A 491-nucleotide genomic window follows, 5' to 3' on the forward strand; every position below is an offset into this window, starting at 1 on the left:
TGACGGTTTACGCGGTCGCCTGCGGCAACGGCTTTCCGGCTGATGGTCGTACGGACCTTTTTACCCCGGAGAACACCGGCAAGTCCCATAACCGCCATGAGACGTGCCACAGTGCATCTGGCCACTCTGATACCTTCCCGTAACAACTGACGCCAGACTTTACGCACACCGTATACCTGATGATTCCCATCGTATACGCGCAGTATCTCTTTCTTCAGCCAGTCATCGCGCTGCGCACGGGCACTGCGTTTATCAGGATGATGTCGCTGTTGCTGACAGTGGTAATACGTTGACGGGGCAATATGTAGTTCACTGCATACCGGTCCGACCCCGTACAGCTTACGCAGCTTATCCAGCAGTGGCATCACTTTTTCCAGAGGCGGTCGAACTCGGCCTTCGCAAAATAAGCGGAAGCCTGGCGAAGGATATCGTTACTGCGGCGCAGTTCACGATTTTCACGTTCCAGCTCTTTCAGACGCTGACGTTCAGCG

The 491-nt window shown here is 54.8% G+C and carries 1 pseudogene and 1 other annotated feature; the pseudogene reads right to left on the bottom strand.

The features are described from left to right. A pseudogene (locus BFF42_RS20635) lies at positions 1 to 491 on the bottom strand (IS3 family transposase); the annotation flags it as partial. Then, positions 294 to 410, bottom strand: a sequence feature (AL1L pseudoknot). It overlaps the preceding pseudogene by 117 nt.

It is taken from the genome of Shigella sp. FC1661, assembly GCF_001712525.1.
Taxonomy (GTDB): Bacteria; Pseudomonadota; Gammaproteobacteria; order Enterobacterales; family Enterobacteriaceae; genus Escherichia; species Escherichia coli.